At 72.2% G+C, this 14,814-nt stretch carries 11 protein-coding genes, 1 tRNA gene and 1 pseudogene; 3 read left to right on the top strand and 10 right to left on the bottom strand.

All coding sequences use genetic code 11. From position 1 onward, the window contains the following. From CKO43_RS21920 to CKO43_RS21895, 6 genes are all read right to left on the bottom strand, one after another. Nucleotides 1-1,439: Y-family DNA polymerase (locus tag CKO43_RS21920; RefSeq protein ID WP_242481287.1), on the bottom strand; the 1,439-nt coding region annotated here is incomplete at its 3' end. Between the two features lie 281 nt (nucleotides 1,440-1,720). Continuing rightward, nucleotides 1,721-2,179: a nuclear transport factor 2 family protein gene (locus tag CKO43_RS21915; RefSeq protein ID WP_200379962.1), complete on the bottom strand. Its 459-nt coding sequence runs from the start codon at nucleotides 2,177-2,179 to the stop codon at nucleotides 1,721-1,723. A 128-nt stretch (nucleotides 2,180-2,307) separates the two neighbouring features. Next, nucleotides 2,308-2,721, bottom strand: coding sequence for a DUF3224 domain-containing protein (locus CKO43_RS21910; RefSeq protein WP_200379961.1), 414 nt, complete (start codon nucleotides 2,719-2,721; stop codon nucleotides 2,308-2,310). Next, a complete protein-coding gene (gene imuA / locus CKO43_RS21905; RefSeq protein WP_200379960.1) occupies nucleotides 2,718-3,503 on the bottom strand; it encodes a translesion DNA synthesis-associated protein ImuA in 786 nt (261 codons plus the stop codon). Before imuA ends, CKO43_RS21910 begins: the two co-directional genes overlap by 4 nt. 723 nt (nucleotides 3,504-4,226) lie before the next feature. Continuing rightward, nucleotides 4,227-5,972 carry an MFS transporter gene (locus CKO43_RS21900; protein WP_200379959.1) on the bottom strand — a complete coding sequence of 582 codons (1,746 nt, stop codon included), beginning with the start codon at nucleotides 5,970-5,972 and terminating at the stop codon, nucleotides 4,227-4,229. A gap of 77 nt (nucleotides 5,973-6,049) precedes the next feature. Then, on the bottom strand, nucleotides 6,050-6,976 hold the full coding sequence (locus CKO43_RS21895) for an alpha/beta hydrolase (RefSeq protein WP_200379958.1): 927 nt from the start codon (nucleotides 6,974-6,976) through the stop codon (nucleotides 6,050-6,052). 156 nt (nucleotides 6,977-7,132) lie between these two features. Between CKO43_RS21895 and CKO43_RS21890 the strand changes: the two genes are divergently transcribed. Next, nucleotides 7,133-7,498 carry a YchJ family protein gene (locus CKO43_RS21890; protein ID WP_200379957.1) on the top strand — a complete coding sequence of 122 codons (366 nt, stop codon included), beginning with the start codon at nucleotides 7,133-7,135 and terminating at the stop codon, nucleotides 7,496-7,498. A gap of 230 nt (nucleotides 7,499-7,728) precedes the next feature. Here CKO43_RS21890 and CKO43_RS21885 read toward each other — a convergent pair whose 3' ends face one another. Then, the gene (locus tag CKO43_RS21885; RefSeq protein WP_200379956.1) at nucleotides 7,729-8,628 is read right to left on the bottom strand and encodes an aldo/keto reductase; all 900 of its coding nucleotides are present in this window, start codon (nucleotides 8,626-8,628) and stop codon (nucleotides 7,729-7,731) included. Between the two features lie 116 nt (nucleotides 8,629-8,744). Between CKO43_RS21885 and CKO43_RS21880 the strand changes: the two genes are divergently transcribed. After that, nucleotides 8,745-8,820 (top strand) — tRNA-Ala (locus tag CKO43_RS21880). Between the two features lie 121 nt (nucleotides 8,821-8,941). Here CKO43_RS21880 and CKO43_RS21875 read toward each other — a convergent pair. The 3 genes from CKO43_RS21875 to CKO43_RS21865 all read right to left on the bottom strand — a co-directional run bounded on the left by CKO43_RS21875 (nucleotide 8,942) and on the right by CKO43_RS21865 (nucleotide 14,015). Then, complete coding sequence (locus tag CKO43_RS21875; protein WP_200379955.1) at nucleotides 8,942-10,537, bottom strand: methyl-accepting chemotaxis protein; 1,596 nt, start codon at nucleotides 10,535-10,537, stop codon at nucleotides 8,942-8,944. Between the two features lie 187 nt (nucleotides 10,538-10,724). Beyond that, nucleotides 10,725-12,245 carry a BCCT family transporter gene (locus tag CKO43_RS21870; protein ID WP_200226358.1) on the bottom strand — a complete coding sequence of 507 codons (1,521 nt, stop codon included), beginning with the start codon at nucleotides 12,243-12,245 and terminating at the stop codon, nucleotides 10,725-10,727. A gap of 216 nt (nucleotides 12,246-12,461) precedes the next feature. Next, complete coding sequence (locus CKO43_RS21865; protein ID WP_200379954.1) at nucleotides 12,462-14,015, bottom strand: methyl-accepting chemotaxis protein; 1,554 nt, start codon at nucleotides 14,013-14,015, stop codon at nucleotides 12,462-12,464. 548 nt (nucleotides 14,016-14,563) lie between these two features. Between CKO43_RS21865 and CKO43_RS21860 the strand changes: the two are divergent. Further along, a pseudogene (locus CKO43_RS21860) lies at nucleotides 14,564-14,814 on the top strand (energy transducer TonB); the annotation flags it as partial.

Below are 14,814 nucleotides of genomic sequence, written 5' to 3'. Positions count from 1 at the left end.
GTCGGTGGGGCGGCTGTCCCGACTGCTGGCCGCGGCGCCGGACGGGCGGCTGTACCCGTCGCCGGCAAGTCCCGCGGGCGGGCTGCACCCTGGGCTACCGGCCGGCCTGTCCCGGCTATCGACAAGGCTTCCGGGCGGGTGGTGGCATGAACCGGCGGCGCTGCGACGGCAGCCGGGCCTGCCACGCTGCGCGTCGTGGCACGGCGGCTTGCGGGCCGGCGCAGCGCCGGCCCGGGCTCGACCGGCTGCAGCCGGGTTGCGCACTCGGGCCGGTGGTCGCCCTGCGGCACGAGGCGCAGCACCTGCTCGTCGCCCAGGCGGGCACGCAGGCGTTCGAGCAGGCGCACGAGGCCCTGTGCCTGGGCCTGGCGCGTCGGGAAGAGTTCGGTATTGGGCGCCGGGGCGTGCACGGTCTCGCGGCATTCGAGTTCCAGCTCCAGCGTCGGCGCGGCGAGTTCCAGCCGCGCCAGGCGCTCGCGCAGCAGCAGCTGCAGCTGCTCGGGATCGAGTTCGGGCTCGGCCAGCTCCAGCCGCAGCGGCGTCGCTGGCGGGGCGGCGCCGCGGTGGCGCGGTTCGTGGTGCATGCGCAGCGTGAACGCCGCGATGCGCACCTGGCGCGCCCGGGCCCAGGCGACGAGCCGCATCAGCAGCACGCCGGCGCCGTGCAGCACCTGGGCCGTGGTGTCGGCACGGGCGAAGAGTTCGAGCCGGCTTTCGAACACAGCCGCCGGCAGCAGCGGCTCGCGCAGGTCGGGGCGCCGCCCGAGCGCCCGGTCCAGGTCGTCGAGCAGCGCGGCACCGAAACGCCGCGCCAGCCCTTCACGCGGCAAGGCACCCAGGTCCCCCAGCGTGTGCAGCCCGATCGCCTGCAGCGCCTCGTGGTGCTCTCGCCCAGGCCCCAGCAGTGCCAGCGGCGCGGCGTCGAGCGCGGCCTGCAGCGCCACGAGCCGGTCGCCCGGCGCGAGCATGAAGCCGGCGGGGCCGCCCCGCCAGCGTGCCAGCAGCGCCGCCCCCAGCGCGGTCGGCGCGCTCGCGACCTGCAACTGATGCCCCAGCGGCTGGACGGCCGCCAGCAGCCGCTGCAGCAGCCGCGCGCCGCCGCCGAAACAGCGCAGGCTGGCCGCCACCTCCAGCAGCACGGTGGCCGGTGGTTCGGGCACGACCATCGGCGTGAAAGCCAGCGCCGCATGCGCGACCGCGGCCAGCGCCGCCGCGTCCCGCGCCAGGTCGGCCTCGCCGGGCAGCAGGTCGGGCGCCAGCGAGAGCGCGGTCGCGCGCCGCATGCCGGGTTTCAGGCCGCGCTCGGCGGCGAGCGCGTCGACGGCCACGAGCCGGTGCGCCGCGATCAGCACCAGCGGCCGCCCGGCCTCGGCCGCGCCCAGCGTCGAGCGCAACGACTCGAGCGATAGCAGCGGACAGTGCAGCGCGATCCAGAACATGAGGTGGCAGCGTGATGCGGCGCGGACGGCGACGAGGCGCCCGGCCCTCCCGAGCGCGCAGCGGCGCGTGACGGATAGCTCGTAGCTCGTAGCTCGTGGCTCGTGGCTCGTGGCTCGTGGCTCGTGGCTCGTGGCTCGTGGCTCGTGGCTCGTGGCTCGTGGCTCGTGGCCGGAACACGAGCACGGCGCTCGGTCTCGCGGCAGTGGCGGCTCAGCTGCACGCGCCGCGGGTTGCCGGCCCGACAGCCCGACAGCCCGGGAGCGCGGCCGCGTCGCCTGACTCAGTCTTCTTCGCCAGACTCTCCAGCGTCGCCACCGCCGATGGCCTCGGCCAGATGCGCGCGGTTGGCCGGTGCGGGGTAAGGCTCGGGCCAGAACTCGACCAGGCGGCGCACGCGGCCGGCGGCCAGGTCGCAGTCGAAGAAGGAGATCACACGCGCCTGTTGCACGCCGTCGGTGACGGCGACGTCGGAGACCGCGTCCTGCACGCCGCCGACGACGCGGTGCACCCGGAAACGCCAGGCCCCGTGCGCCGGGTACTCCTGGTTCATGCGCACGAAACGTTCGGCGCCACGGAAACGTTCGCCGGACTGCGGCCAGTCGAGCACGAAATCATCGGCGAGCAGTTCGCCGACCGAGGCGAAGTCGTTGCTCGCCATGCGGCGCCAGAACTCGTGCACCAGCGCGGCCGAGGCGGCAAAGGACGAGGCGCCAGCGGCGGCGCCGCTGGCCCCGGGCATCGCCCCCGGCATCGCAAAAGGCGAGGCACCGGCGGCCTGCACGCCCCCGGGTGACGGCCAGGCGGCGGCCGCGACATGCGGCGACGGTGCCGCAGCCTCTTCGACCGCACAGAGGAAGGCGGGTGAACTCATGGCTTGGCCTCCAAGGGGTGCTGCGGTTCGTGCTCCAGCTCGTACTCCAGTTCGTACCAGTGGCGCCCGTCGACTTCGATGCGGATGCCCATGCGGCCGGCCAGCCCCTGGAGCGCACCGGTGCCCGAGTCGGGCACGACGACGATGGACAGCGTCGGCACGCCGCGGTTCATCAAGCCGCTGTGCTGCAGCACGAAGCTGCCGGCGCGGCCAGCCAGCGTGCCGGTCACGCGTTCGAGCGCGACGTAGGCCGCCGAACCCTCGACCGGGCTGACGAAACTCAGCATGCGGCCTTCGCCGCGGGCGTCGAGTTCGCCGTGGTAGCGCTTGTCCAGCCGCCGGCTGGCGGGAAACTCGCCGGGCTCGGGTGTCATCACGACGTCGAAGACGCCGCTCGTCTGCTTCTTCATCGCAGGCTCTCCTGGGCGGGGGAACGGACAGGTGGTGCGGGCGCAGCGGCCCGGGCACGCGCAGGCGCCGCCAGCACCGGCGGCAAGGCCAGCACGAGGGGCTGCGCCAGCGGCGGGCCGCGGCGCTTGAGCAACTGCACACGCAAGGCGTCGGCACCGGCGGCGCACAGCCACAGCCGCAGCGGCGCGACGCTGGGCCGGGTGCGCGCGGCGTCGTCGCGCAGCACGAAGGCGGGGCCCTCGTGCGCCTGCGCGGCGAGCTGCAGCCGGCGCAGCGCCTCGGCCGGCAGCCGCGCCGGCAGCCAGGCCAGCACCGCACCGACGTGGCCGCTGCGCAAAGCCTGCTCCAGCGCCCAGAGCACGTCGGCGGCTGGCAGCGGACCACTGGCCCGGCCGCGCTGCGCCTGGCGGCTGCGCACGAGGAACAACAGGTCGAGGGCCAGCCCGCAGTCGGCGAGCGCGCGGCCGAAAGGCAGCGCCGGCGGGTCGAACAGCATCACGCAGCGTTCGCTGCGCTGCACCGCGGCCAGCGCCGGTGCCAGCAGCCGCATCTCGCCGAGACCGGCACGCGGCAGCAGCAGTTCGGTCAGCACGCGCCCGGGCCAGCCGCCGCCGGGCAGCACGGCGTCGAGTGCGGCGAAACCGCTCGCCCAGGTGGCTTCGCGCTGGCGCCCGAGCTGGTGCGCACGCCACAGCGCCGGGTGCAGGTCTTCGAGCGGGGGCGCCGGTGCCGCAGGCCGGGCCTCGGCATGCGGTGACGGCTCGGGCAGGGGACCCGGCATCAGCCCCGGGGTCGCCCCTGGGAGCAGGCCTGGGAACGCTCCTGGGGACGGGCCCGGGATAGGACCCGGCATCCGGCACGGCCTCGGACCCGGCCTCGGGCCGGGGGCCGGACTGGACAGGGGAGCACAGGCCGGGCCGGGCGCCACAAGGGTTCGGGCGCCGCACGCCGGGCCCCGGTGGGCCTCGGCCACGGGAACGACAACCGGGGCCGCCACGACGGCCGCGACGGCCCCGCCAGCCCGGGCGATGGCGGCATCGGCGGGGGCAGGCCCCGGCCCAACAGGATCCGCTGGCTCGGCAGGCCCGGCCGCACGCCCCCGCACCCGCGCCGGCCGCAGCGCCGGCGGCGGATCCAGGGTGAAGAGCGGCAGCGTGTCCATGAAGGAACTGTATGCCCATACAGTATTCGGAGCAAGCACCGCAGCCTCCCCCGCAGGCGGGATTCCGTCACGCCGGGAGCCGCTTGCCAGACCAGCCGCCAAGGTGCCGCTGCCGGGCCGCGCCAACGCCATGTGCAGGACCCGGAGCCTGGATCGCACCCGGCTTCCGGCGGCGTGCGCCTGCCGGCGCCGCACCCAACCCAGCCCTCGCGGTGAAATCGCGTTCGGGCCTGACGGAGGCATAGCAGGCCTTACGGCCAGCTACGTCCACGCCCAGACCTCGCGCCTCGGAATCGTGTTCCGGCTGCGACAGGCGGTCGGTGCAGTGTGGGCCGCCCCGCCTCAGTTCGCGGCCACGTCGACGACCAGCGTCGCCGGCCGCCCCGGCTGCAACTGCAGTTGCAGCGTCAGCACCGGCACCGGCTGCAGGGCGACGATGGCCGCCAGCGTCGGCGCACGCACCGCGGGGTCGACGAACAAGCCGACCAGTTCACCCGCGGCCAGCGCCTGCGCGGCGCGTTCGACGGCCGCGGCGTGCAGCGCCGCGTCCTCGTGCGCCGGCGCCCAGGCGATGGCGCCGGCGCGGCGCAGCAGCCAACCCAGTCCCGGCCGCTCGAGCACGCGGCGCTCGACGACCAGGCGCAGCGGCCGCGCGCTCGCCGCCGCTGGCAGCAGCAGGTCGGCACCGGCCAGCGCCGCGCCGACGAGCAGCGCCGCGCCCTCGGCCGGCACGTGTTCGCCGCCCTGCACCCGCAGCGGCCGCAGCAGCCGCTCGTGCAGCAGCGCGGCGCAGCGCAGCAAGTACTCGGGTGCGAGGACGAACACGGTGCCGGCGACGACCGCGTTGACGACACCGGCAACGAGGAAGACGCCGGGGATCGACAGCCCCGCGCCCAGCAGCGCACCGGCCCCCAGCGAGCTGGCGATCATGAACAGCGCGTTCAGGATGTTGTTGGCGGCGATGATGCGGGCGCGGTGCGTCGCCGGGCTGCGCAGCTGGATCAGCGCGTACATCGGCACGCTGTAGACGCCGGCGGCCAGCGCCAGCAGCAGCAGGTCGGCCATCACGCGCCAGTGCGCGGGCTGAGCGACGAAGGCGGCTACCGGCATCAGCGCCGCTGCCGGCAGCGCATGCGCGGCGAAGTACAGGTCGATGGCGAAGATGCTCATGCCGGCCGCACCCAGCGGCACCAGGCCGATCTCGACGTGGCGCCGCGACAGCGTCTCGCACAGCAGCGCACCGGCGCCCACCCCCACCGAGAACAGCACCAGCAGCAGCGAGGCCACCTGCTCGTCGCCGTGCAGCACCTCCTTCGCGAAAGCCGGGAACTGCGACAGGAAGACGGCGCCGAAGGCCCACATCCACGAGATGCCCAGCAGCGAGCGGAAGACCACCGGGCGCTCGTGCGCCAGCAACAGGTTGCGCCAGGTCTCGCTGAACGGGTTCCAGTTGATCGCCAGCCCCGGCTCGGGCGCCGGCGAACGCGGCACCGCCTGCGCGACCAGCCGCCCCAGCAGCGCGACGCCCAGGCAGGCCGCGGCCACCAGGCGCGCGCCGGCCTCGGGCACCGCCACCAGCAGCCCGCCGGCCAAGTTGCCCAGCAGGATGGCGACGAAGGTGCCCATCTCGACCAGGCCGTTGCCGCCGGTCAGCTCGCGCTCGTCCAGGTGCTGCGGCAGGTAGGCGTACTTCACCGGGCCGAACAGCGTCGAGTGCAGCCCCATGCCGAAGACGCAGGCCAGCAGCACGACGGCGTCGGCGCGCACGAAGCCCCAGACTGCGGCCGCCATGATCGCGATCTCCAGCGACTTCACCCAGCGCGTCAGCAGCGCCTTGTCGTACTTGTCGGCCAGCTGCCCGGCGGTGGCCGAGAACAGCACGAAAGGCAGGATGAAGACCGCGCCGATGACGAGCCCGGCCAGCGCCGGCGGCAGCCAGGCCAGCTGCAGCTCGTAGGTCGCCATCACGGTGAAGGCGAACTTGAACAGGTTGTCGTTGCCGGCGCCGAGGAACTGCACCGCGAAGAAGGGCGCGAAGCGGCGCTGGGCCAGCAGCGCGAACTGGTTGGGGCGTGCGGCGCCGCTCATCGCCGCGCCTCGGGCTGCGGCCGGCAGGCGCCGTCGGCCGGGGCGGCAGGCGCCCCGCGGCTGTCGGTCGTGCGCATTCAGGCGGCGAGCGGCGCGAGCGCCTCGCGCAGGAAACCGCCGGCCAGCGCCAGCGCCGTGCCGGCCTCGTCGAGCACACGCCCCATCGTGACGAAGCCGTGGATCTGGCGCTCGAAGCAGACGTATTGCACGCGGTTGCCGGCGGCCGACAGCGCGTCGGCGTACTGCAGGCCTTCGTCGCGCAGCGGGTCGTACCCGGCGGTCAGCACCAGTGCACGCGGCAGCCGCGTCAGGTCGGCGGCCAGCAGCGGCGACGCGCGCCAGTCGCTCCACAGCGCCTCGTCGGGCACGTAGTGGCCGCGGAACCAGCCGATGCTGTCGTTCGTCAGCAGGTAGCCCTGGCCGTTGGTGGTGTGCGAAGGCGCGCCGGCACGCATGTCGGTCACCGGGTAGATCAGCAACTGCGCGGCCAGCGGGTCGTGGGCGTCGCGGGCGGCGATCGCCGCGACCGCGGCCAGGTTGCCGCCGGCGCTGTCGCCGCCGACGGCGACACGCGCCGGGTCCACGCCCAGCGCCGCGGCCTCGCGCCGCGCCCAGCGTACGGCCGCCACGGCGTCGTCGACGGCGGCCGGGAAGCGGTGTTCGGGCGCCAGCCGGTAGTCCACCGCCAGCACCGCGCAGCCCGAGGCCAGCGCCAGCGTGCGGCAGACGACGTCGTGGGTGTCGAGGTCGCCTATGGTCCAGCCGCCGCCGTGGAAGTAGACGAGCAGCGCCAGCCGGCCCTCTGCAGGGCGGTACAGGCGCAGCGGCAGGCCGGTGTCGGTGGCCAGCGCGCGCACGTCGGCCAGCGGCGGCGGCTCGGGCTGGGTGAAGGTGCGGCGTTCGGCGTAGAAGCGCCGCGCCTCGGCCGGCGCCAGCGTGTGCACCGGCGGCACGCGTTTTTCGATCATCAGCTCCAGCAGGGCACGGGCTTGCGGGTCGAGCATCGGACGGCGTCCTGGCAGATCGGCGAAGAGGTGGCGTGGTTGCGACACGGAAGGCCCGGGTCGCGATTCGAGTGTAGCGAGCGCATCGGACAGCACCCGCCGCGGCGCTATGCTGCCGCGCGCGCCGTACCGGGCGCCCTGCCCTCCCGCTCACCGATGAACCCCTGCCCCTGCGGCCTGAAGGCCGACTACGACGACTGCTGCGGCCGCTGGCACGCCGGAGCACCCGCAGCGAGCGCCGAGGCGCTGATGCGCTCGCGCTACAGCGCCTACGTGCGCGGCCTCGAGGACTATCTGCTCGCCACCTGGCACGCGGACACGCGCCCCGAACGCGTCGAGATCGAGGCCGGGCTGAAGTGGCTGGGGCTGGAAGTGCGTCGCGTGCTGGAGGTCGGCGAATACGCGACGGTCGAGTTCGTCGCCCGCAGCAAGCTCGCCGGGCGGGCGATGCGGCTGCACGAGACCAGCCGCTTCGTGCGCGAGCACGGGCGCTGGTTCTACGTCGACGGCGAGCTGCGCTAGGAAGCTGCGCGGCAGAAGCGGGCCGTGGCCGATGCCGCGACGTGTGCGGGACCCGGCCGTTCAGCCGCGAGCAGACGAGCGCAGGCTGAAGCGCGTTACAGCAGGCGTCAGACTCACTGGCGCCTCCTGCAGGGACCGGGGAGATCGGTAACACCCGTGCGAAGACATGGGTGACAGAGGGAACGGGGGCAGCCCACCTCGTCCAGCTCGATCGCGCCGGCTTCAGGGCATCAGGCCACCTCGCGCCCCATGCTGGCCTGCCAGACGCGGTACCAGGCCTCGGCCGGCAGGCGCAGGGACAGCGCGGCCACGGCCTCGGCCAGCGCCTCGATGCGCGACGAGCCCGTGATCGGCAGCGGCCGCGACGGATGGCGCAGGATCCAGGCGTAGGCCACGGTTGCCGCCGAGACGCCGTGTTCGGCAGCCAGCGCCTCGAGCACCGCACGCACGCGCCGCGCCTGCTCGTCGTCGCCGCGGAACAGCCGCCCGCCGGCCAGCGGCGACCAGATCATCGGCGGCAGCCCCAGATCCAGCGCCTGCTCCAGCGTGCCGTCGGCCAGCGCCTGCATCTGCAGCGGCGAGAACTCGATCTGGTTGCTGACCAGCGGAAAGCGCCGGTGCAGCAGCGCGAACTGCGAGGGCGTGTGGTTGGAGACGCCGAACTGCAGCACCTTGCCGGCACGCCGCAGCGCGTCGAAGGCGGCGGCAATCTCGTCGGGGTCGGCCAGCAGATCGGGCCGATGCAGCAGCAGCAGGTCGATGCGGTCGGTGTGCAGCGCGCGCAGCGAGGCCTCGACCGAGGCGACGATGTGGCCGCGCGAGCTGTCGTAGGACTTGATCGTGTGCGCCGGGCGTGCGCCGCAGACGAGCTTGATGCCGCACTTGGTGACCAGGCGCAGACGCTGGCGCAGCCCCGGCGCGGCGGCCAACGCCTCGCCGAACAAGGCCTCGGCGGTGTAGCCGCCGTAGATGTCGGCATGGTCGAAGCTGGTGATGCCCAGCGCCAGCGCACGCTCGATCCAGCGCACCCGCGCCGCACGGTCCAGGCCCCATTCGTGCAGCCGCCAGCAGCCGGCGACGACCGGGGACAGCAGGCCGGGCTGCGGCTGCTTCGGGGTGTCGGTTTCCATGGGCGCACGATAGCGCTGGCTGCGCAGCCAGCGGCCGCCGCGCCGAGCTGGTGCAGCGTCAACGGCGCCGGGGACGTGACAGGCCAAAATTTGGTGCTATACTGCTTAGCTGTTTCGGGGGCGTAGCTCAGCTGGGAGAGCGTCGCGTTCGCAATGCGAAGGTCAGGAGTTCGATCCTCCTCGTCTCCACCAAAACAACAAAAGCCGCTGGTCGCAAGATCAGCGGCTTTTTCGTTGTGGTCTGCCATCCCTTGCCCCCGCGGCTCACCTCGGCCGATGAGCGCACCTGGCCGGCAAGGCCGGCAGTCAGGGCTCAGGCGTTCGACAGGGTTTGCGCCGCAGCTGCTGCGGGAGCCTCCGCATCGAGCTTGAAGACCGCCACCACCCGGGCCAGTTGCTGCGCCTGGACCTTCAGGCTCTCCGCCGCCGCCGCACTTTCCTCCACCAGCGCGGCGTTCTGCTGCGTGACCTGATCCATCTGGCTCACGGCATCACCCACCTGCTGGATGCCGGTGCTCTGCTCGGAACTGGCCGAGCTGATCTCGCCGACGATGTCGCTGACGCGCTGGATCGACCCGACGATCTCGCCCATCGTCTGGCCAGCCCGATTCACCAGCGACGAGCCCTGCTCGACCTGCTCGACGTTGCGCGTGATCAGCGTCTTGATCTCCTTGGCGGCCTCGGCGCTGCGCTGCGCCAGGCTGCGCACCTCCGAAGCCACCACGGCGAAGCCGCGGCCCTGCTCGCCGGCGCGGGCCGCCTCGACGGCGGCATTGAGCGCCAGGATGTTGGTCTGGAAGGCGATGCCGTCGATGACGCCGATGATGTCGCCGATCTTGCGACTGGAGTCGCTGATGCCCCCCATCGTCGTCACGACCTGCCCGACCACCTCGCCGCCTTGTTCGGCGACGCGGGCGGCTGCCTGGGCGAACTGGTTGGCCTGCCGGGCGTTGTCGGCGTTGTTGCGCACGGTGCTGCTCAACTCGTCCATCGTCGCCGCGGTCTGCTGCAAGGCGCTGGCCTGCTCCTCGGTGCGGCTGGACAGGTCATGGTTGCCGTGCGCGATCTGGGTCGACGCGGTGACGACGCTGTCGCTGCTGCTGCGCACCGTGCCGACGATGCGCGACAGGTCCTCCTTCATCGCCTTCAGCGCCGCCAGCAACTGCCCGATCTCGTCCTTCGACGTCGCCTCCACGCTCACCCCCAGATCGCCCGCCGCCACGGCACGAACGGCCACGACGGCCCGGTCCACGGGGCGGGTGATGGAACGCGTGATCAGCAAGCCGCCGGCAGCCGCCAGCAGCATCGACAACGCAGTCGCCCCGGCCACCACTGCCACCGTCCAGACATAGGTCCGGGCCGCGGCGTCGACGTCGTCTTTCGCCGCGCGCAGCTGCAGCTCGATCAGTTCGGCGATCTTGGCGCTGATCGGGTCGACGCTGTCGTACATCGCCCCGTTGAACTGCGCGAGCTGGCCGGCCACCGGGCCGGACAGCGCTTGCAGGCTCTTCTTGGCGCGCTCGATGTCCGCGTTCGCCGGGCTGAACAACCGTTCGGCATCCTGCGCCAGCCGCTGCTCGTCGGTCGTGAACGTCGTGGCCCTGTATTCGTTCCAGGACCGGCTGATGAGGTCTTGCGCGCCCGACAGTTCCTTGACCGCTTCCTCCGCCGGCATGCGCCCGGCATTGGCCTTGTTGATCGTGTCGATCACATTGACGGCATAAGCGTCCGCGATCACTTTCAGCTGTTTCAGCGGCACGACCCGGTCACCATAGATCGAATCGAGCCTGGCCTGCGTCGTCTGCAGGCTGCGCAGACCGATCGCGCCGGTCGCGGCGAGCAGCACGACCAGACCGAAAAAGGCGACGCCTAGACGTACGCCGATGCGAGCATCCCGCAGAAACTTCATGAATCGACCCGATCGCTTGGATATTGTTGGAACTTGAGCCGCCGGAAGTCGCCGCGCGAGTTCCAGCAGTCGTCGTGCCTTCGGCAGCGCCGCATCGGGTCTTGAACCGCAGACCGGTCTCATTTCACGAGCGCCGGAGCTCGTGGCCTGGCGGCTGCGGCCAGGCCAGCCCCCCCCGGGCACGGGCTCAGGCGCTGTCGACCATCTCGCGCAGGCGCCGCCGCAGTTCGCGCTCGCGCCCCTGCTCGGCCAGCCAGTCCACACGTACCGCGCGCCACAGCGCGGCGGTCATCAGCACGATGACCAGCGTGAACGGCAGCGCGAAGACGATGGTCGCCGTCTGCACCGCCTTGATGCCGCCGGACAGCAGCAGGCTGGCCGCGATGCCGGCCACCAGCAGGCCCCAGATGATCTTCACGCGCGCCTTCGGGTCGGGCTCACCGCGGGAACTCATGATGCCCAGCACCAGCGTCGCCGAGTCACCCGAGGTGACGAAGAACACCAGCACCAGTGCAGTGGCGACCCCCGACATCAGCGTGCCCAGCGGCAGGGCCTCGAACAGCACGAACAGCGCGGTCGAGACGTCGGTCTTCACCGCCTCGGCGATCGGCACGCCGCCGAAGATCTGCAGGTTCAGCGCCGTGCCGCCGAAGACGGCGAACCAGATGAAGCCGGCGAGCGTCGGCGCGAACACGGTGCCGAGCACGAACTCGCGGATCGTGCGTCCGCGCGAGACGCGGGCGATGAACAGGCCGACGAACGGCGACCACGCGATCCACCAGGCCCAGTAGAAGATGGTCCAGCCGCCGACCCAGCCGCTGTCGCGGAACGGCGTCATGCGCAGGCTCATGCGCACGAACTCGCTGGCGTAGGCGCCCAGCGTCGTCGTGAAGGTGTCGATGATCGCCACCGTCGGCCCGAGCAGGAACACGGCCAGCGCCAGCAGCGCGGCCATCGCCAGGTTGATCATCGACAGCCACTTGATGCCGCGCGCCACGCCGCTGAGCGCCGAGCCGAGGAACAGCAGCGTCGTCACGGCGATGATCGCCAGCTGCCAGGCGGTGCCCACCGGCACGCCGAAGACCGCGTTCAGGCCGCTGTTGATCTGCAGCGCGCCGATGCCCAGCGAAGCCGCGACGCCGAAGGCCGTGGCGATCACCGCGAGCACGTTGACCAGCGGCGACAGCAGCCGCATGCCGCGCCAGGGCAGCGCTTCGGTGGCCGAGCTGATCAGCGCCGCCTGACCGCGGCGAAAGCTGAAGAAGGCGATCGCCAGCGCGACGACGCTGTAGACCGCCCAGGGGTGCAGGCCCCAGTGGAAGAAGCTGTAGCGCATCGCCGCGCCGGCCGCCTCGGGCGAGTTGGGCGTGATGCCCGGCGGCGGTGCGCCGTAATGCGACAACGGCTCGGCCACGCCCCAGAAGACCAGGCCTATGCCCATGCCGGCGGCGAACAGCATCGCGAACCAGGTGCCGCGCGAGAACTCGGGCTCCTCGTCCTCGGCCCCGAGCTTGAGATTGCCGTAGCGGCCGAAGGCCAGCAGCGCGCAGACGATGACCAGCCCGAGCACCACCCACAGGTAGAGCCAGCCGAAGTGCACGGTGATGTAGGCCAGCGCCTGGTCGAACACCGCGCCCAGCGACGCGGGGGCCAGCAGCCCCCACAGGACGATGGCGCAGATCAGCCCGGCGGACAGGACAAGCTGCATCGTGTTTTCCTCCTCTTGATGCCGGGCGCACGCGACAGCGCACGGACTCCGGAAGAGGAAACGGTGCAGAACAGCCGCCGGCGCGCCCCTGAGGGTCGCGTGCACGGCGCGGGAGCGCGGCACGGCCCTGGTTGATTGACGACTCGAAGCCAAAGGGAGTCGGGAACGCGGGGCCGAGTTCCGTTGGCGGGCGCATCGGCCCGCCGCACGCCGCGCTCAGGCCGGCTGCAGGCGAAAGCGCGCCACCAGCTCGGCGAGCTTCACCGACTGCTCCTCCAGCCCCGTCGCCGCCGCGCTCGACTGCTCGACCAGCGCCGCGTTCTGCTGCGTCATCCGGTCCAGCGCCGCCACGGCGACGTTGACCTGCGCCAGCCCGTCGCTCTGCTCGGCCGTCGACGCGCTGATCTGGCCCACCAGGTCGGCCACCTGGCCGACCTGCTCGACGATGTCGTGCATCGTCTTGCCCGCGTCAGCCACCAGCTGCGAGCCCGACTCGACCCGCTCCACCGAGGCCCCGATCAGCGACTTGATCTCGGTGGCCGCCTGCGCGCTGCGCTGCGCCAGCGCCCGCACCTCGCCCGCCACGACCGCGAAGCCGCGGCCGGACTCGCCGGCACGCGCCGCCTCGACCGCGGCGTTGAGCGCCAGGATGTTGGTCTGGAACGCGATGCCGTCGATCACGCCGATGATCTCGGCGATGCGCGTCGAGCTGCGGTGGATCGCGTCCATCGTCGTCACCACCTGCTGCACCAGCGCACCGCCGTGCGCTGCGACGCCGGCCGCAGCCGATGCCCGCTCGTCGGCCTGGCGCGCCGAATCGGCCGACTGGCGCACCGTCCCGGTAAGTTGCTCCATCGACGCCGCCGTCTGCTGCAGGTTGGCCGCCGACTCCTCGGTGCGCCGCGACAGGTCGTGGCTGGCGGCGGCGATCTCGCGGCTCGCGCCGTGTATGCCTTCGGTGCCGGACCGCACCGAACCGACGACTTCACGCAGCGCATCCTGCATGCGCGCCAGCGCGCGCAGCAGATCGCCGAACTCGTCACGGCGCGCCGACTCGACCGGCTGCGTCAGATCACCGGTGGCGATGGTCTCGGCCACCCGCATGGCGTCGAGCAGCGGCACATGGATCGAGCGCTGGAGCACCAGCGTGCCGGCCACGGCCGCCGCCACCACCAGCGCGATCAGCGCGCCGGCGACGCCGACGATGCGGCGGCGGTCGTCCAGCACGCGCTCGCGCACCGCATCGGCATTCGCACGCTGGCTGGCAATGAAGTCGCGGACAGAAGGCAGGAAGATGTTGATCGCCGGCAGGAAGCGCGTCTCGAGCGCGGCGCGTGCGCCGTCGGCATCGCCGCGGTGCTTGAACTCGGCGATCTCCAGCGCCGCGGCGCGCACGGCGTGGTGCTTGTTGTCGATGGCCTGCAGCATCGCCTTCTCGGCGTCGGTGGTCGCCAGCGCGGCGATCTGCGGCTTGATGTCGGTCTTCATCTTCTCGACGTTGGCCTCGTTGAGCGGCAGGACCGCCGCATGCACCGCGGGCTCGGTGCTGAGCGCTGCGGCGTACTCGCGGCCGACGTTGACCTCCACCAGGTGCAGCCAGGCGTTGGAGAGTTCGACCTTGCGCTGGGCCACCGCTATGGCCTGCCCGGCCTCCTGATCGGAGAGGTACAGCCAGCGGCCGGCGATGCCGACGACGCTGACGACGAGAAGGGCGAACAAGCCGACGAACAGCCACAGCCGTTGACCGACCCGCAGGGAAAAGAAGTTCATTTCAGGATGCTCCGAAAGCGCGACCCCGGTCGCCTGCGAGCCTCCGACCCCTGCCGGGCCGCCTGGCGCCGCGCCGCTCGCATCGCCATCGACGGCAACGCGCGCAGGCTTGAGCACCACCCGACCGCGACTGTCAACGCTTGACAGTTGGTGTCGGTTCATGTCCCGCGGACACGCTGGAGACGAAACGCCTTCGTCCGCCGCCCGGCACCAGCGCGGCGCTGCCGACACGGTGCACACGTCACCCGCAGACGGCACGCCGAATGCCGGCGCGCTTATGCGCAAGCTGCTGCCTCCAAGGCGGATAACGTGTTGGCCGGCGCTCGGTTCGCGCGCTTAAGATCGCTGGCCCCGAACTTGCTCACGGTGTCTGAGTGATTGCCAAGTCGCCCAGACCCGGGGCAAGTCCCGTGGGAGTGGTTCTTGACTTTCGCGCTATAGTCCCGCGCTTCGCGGTCGACCAGGCCACCTGCGGTCCACGAGGCCGCGTGAAAGTTGGTCATGGGTTCCTGCCCGAATGGCGGGCAGGAACGCCTGGAGGATTCTGAGTGGATTACGCCCAGCAACAACGAAACCCGGGCAAGCACGCCGTTGGGATCGGCATCGTCCTCGCCCTGCACTTGCTGCTGGGGTGGGCACTTTTAACGGGTCTTGCACAACGCATGATCGAGGTCATCAAGGCCCCGATCGAAACCAAAATCATCGAAGAGGTGAAACCGCCGGAGCCCCCGCCGCCGGAAAACCTCCCGCCGCCGCCCAAGTTCGCACCCCCGCCGCCGTCCTTCGTGCCGCCGCCCGA

This window comes from Rubrivivax gelatinosus (assembly GCF_016583785.1).
Taxonomy (GTDB): domain Bacteria; phylum Pseudomonadota; class Gammaproteobacteria; order Burkholderiales; family Burkholderiaceae_C; genus Rubrivivax; species Rubrivivax gelatinosus_B.
Note: the sequence above shows the minus strand (reverse complement) of the source record. Positions and strands in the feature narration are given on the sequence as shown.

Excerpts from the sequence above, each read along its gene's own strand:
- CKO43_RS21915 (WP_200379962.1), bottom strand. The coding sequence starts at position 2,179 with ATGCCCGGGGCCAGCGGCGCCGCCGCTGGCGCCTCGTCCTTTGCCGCC.
- CKO43_RS21910 (WP_200379961.1), bottom strand. The coding sequence starts at position 2,721 with ATGAAGAAGCAGACGAGCGGCGTCTTCGACGTCGTGATGACACCCGAG.
- imuA (WP_200379960.1), bottom strand. The coding sequence starts at position 3,503 with ATGCCGGGTCCCCTGCCCGAGCCGTCACCGCATGCCGAGGCCCGGCCT.
- CKO43_RS21900 (WP_200379959.1), bottom strand. The coding sequence starts at position 5,972 with ATGAGCGGCGCCGCACGCCCCAACCAGTTCGCGCTGCTGGCCCAGCGC.
- CKO43_RS21895 (WP_200379958.1), bottom strand. The coding sequence starts at position 6,976 with ATGCTCGACCCGCAAGCCCGTGCCCTGCTGGAGCTGATGATCGAAAAA.
- CKO43_RS21890 (WP_200379957.1), top strand. The coding sequence starts at position 7,133 with ATGAACCCCTGCCCCTGCGGCCTGAAGGCCGACTACGACGACTGCTGC.
- CKO43_RS21885 (WP_200379956.1), bottom strand. The coding sequence starts at position 8,628 with ATGGAAACCGACACCCCGAAGCAGCCGCAGCCCGGCCTGCTGTCCCCG.
- CKO43_RS21875 (WP_200379955.1), bottom strand. The coding sequence starts at position 10,537 with ATGAAGTTTCTGCGGGATGCTCGCATCGGCGTACGTCTAGGCGTCGCC.
- CKO43_RS21870 (WP_200226358.1), bottom strand. The coding sequence starts at position 12,245 with ATGCAGCTTGTCCTGTCCGCCGGGCTGATCTGCGCCATCGTCCTGTGG.
- CKO43_RS21865 (WP_200379954.1), bottom strand. The coding sequence starts at position 14,015 with ATGAACTTCTTTTCCCTGCGGGTCGGTCAACGGCTGTGGCTGTTCGTC.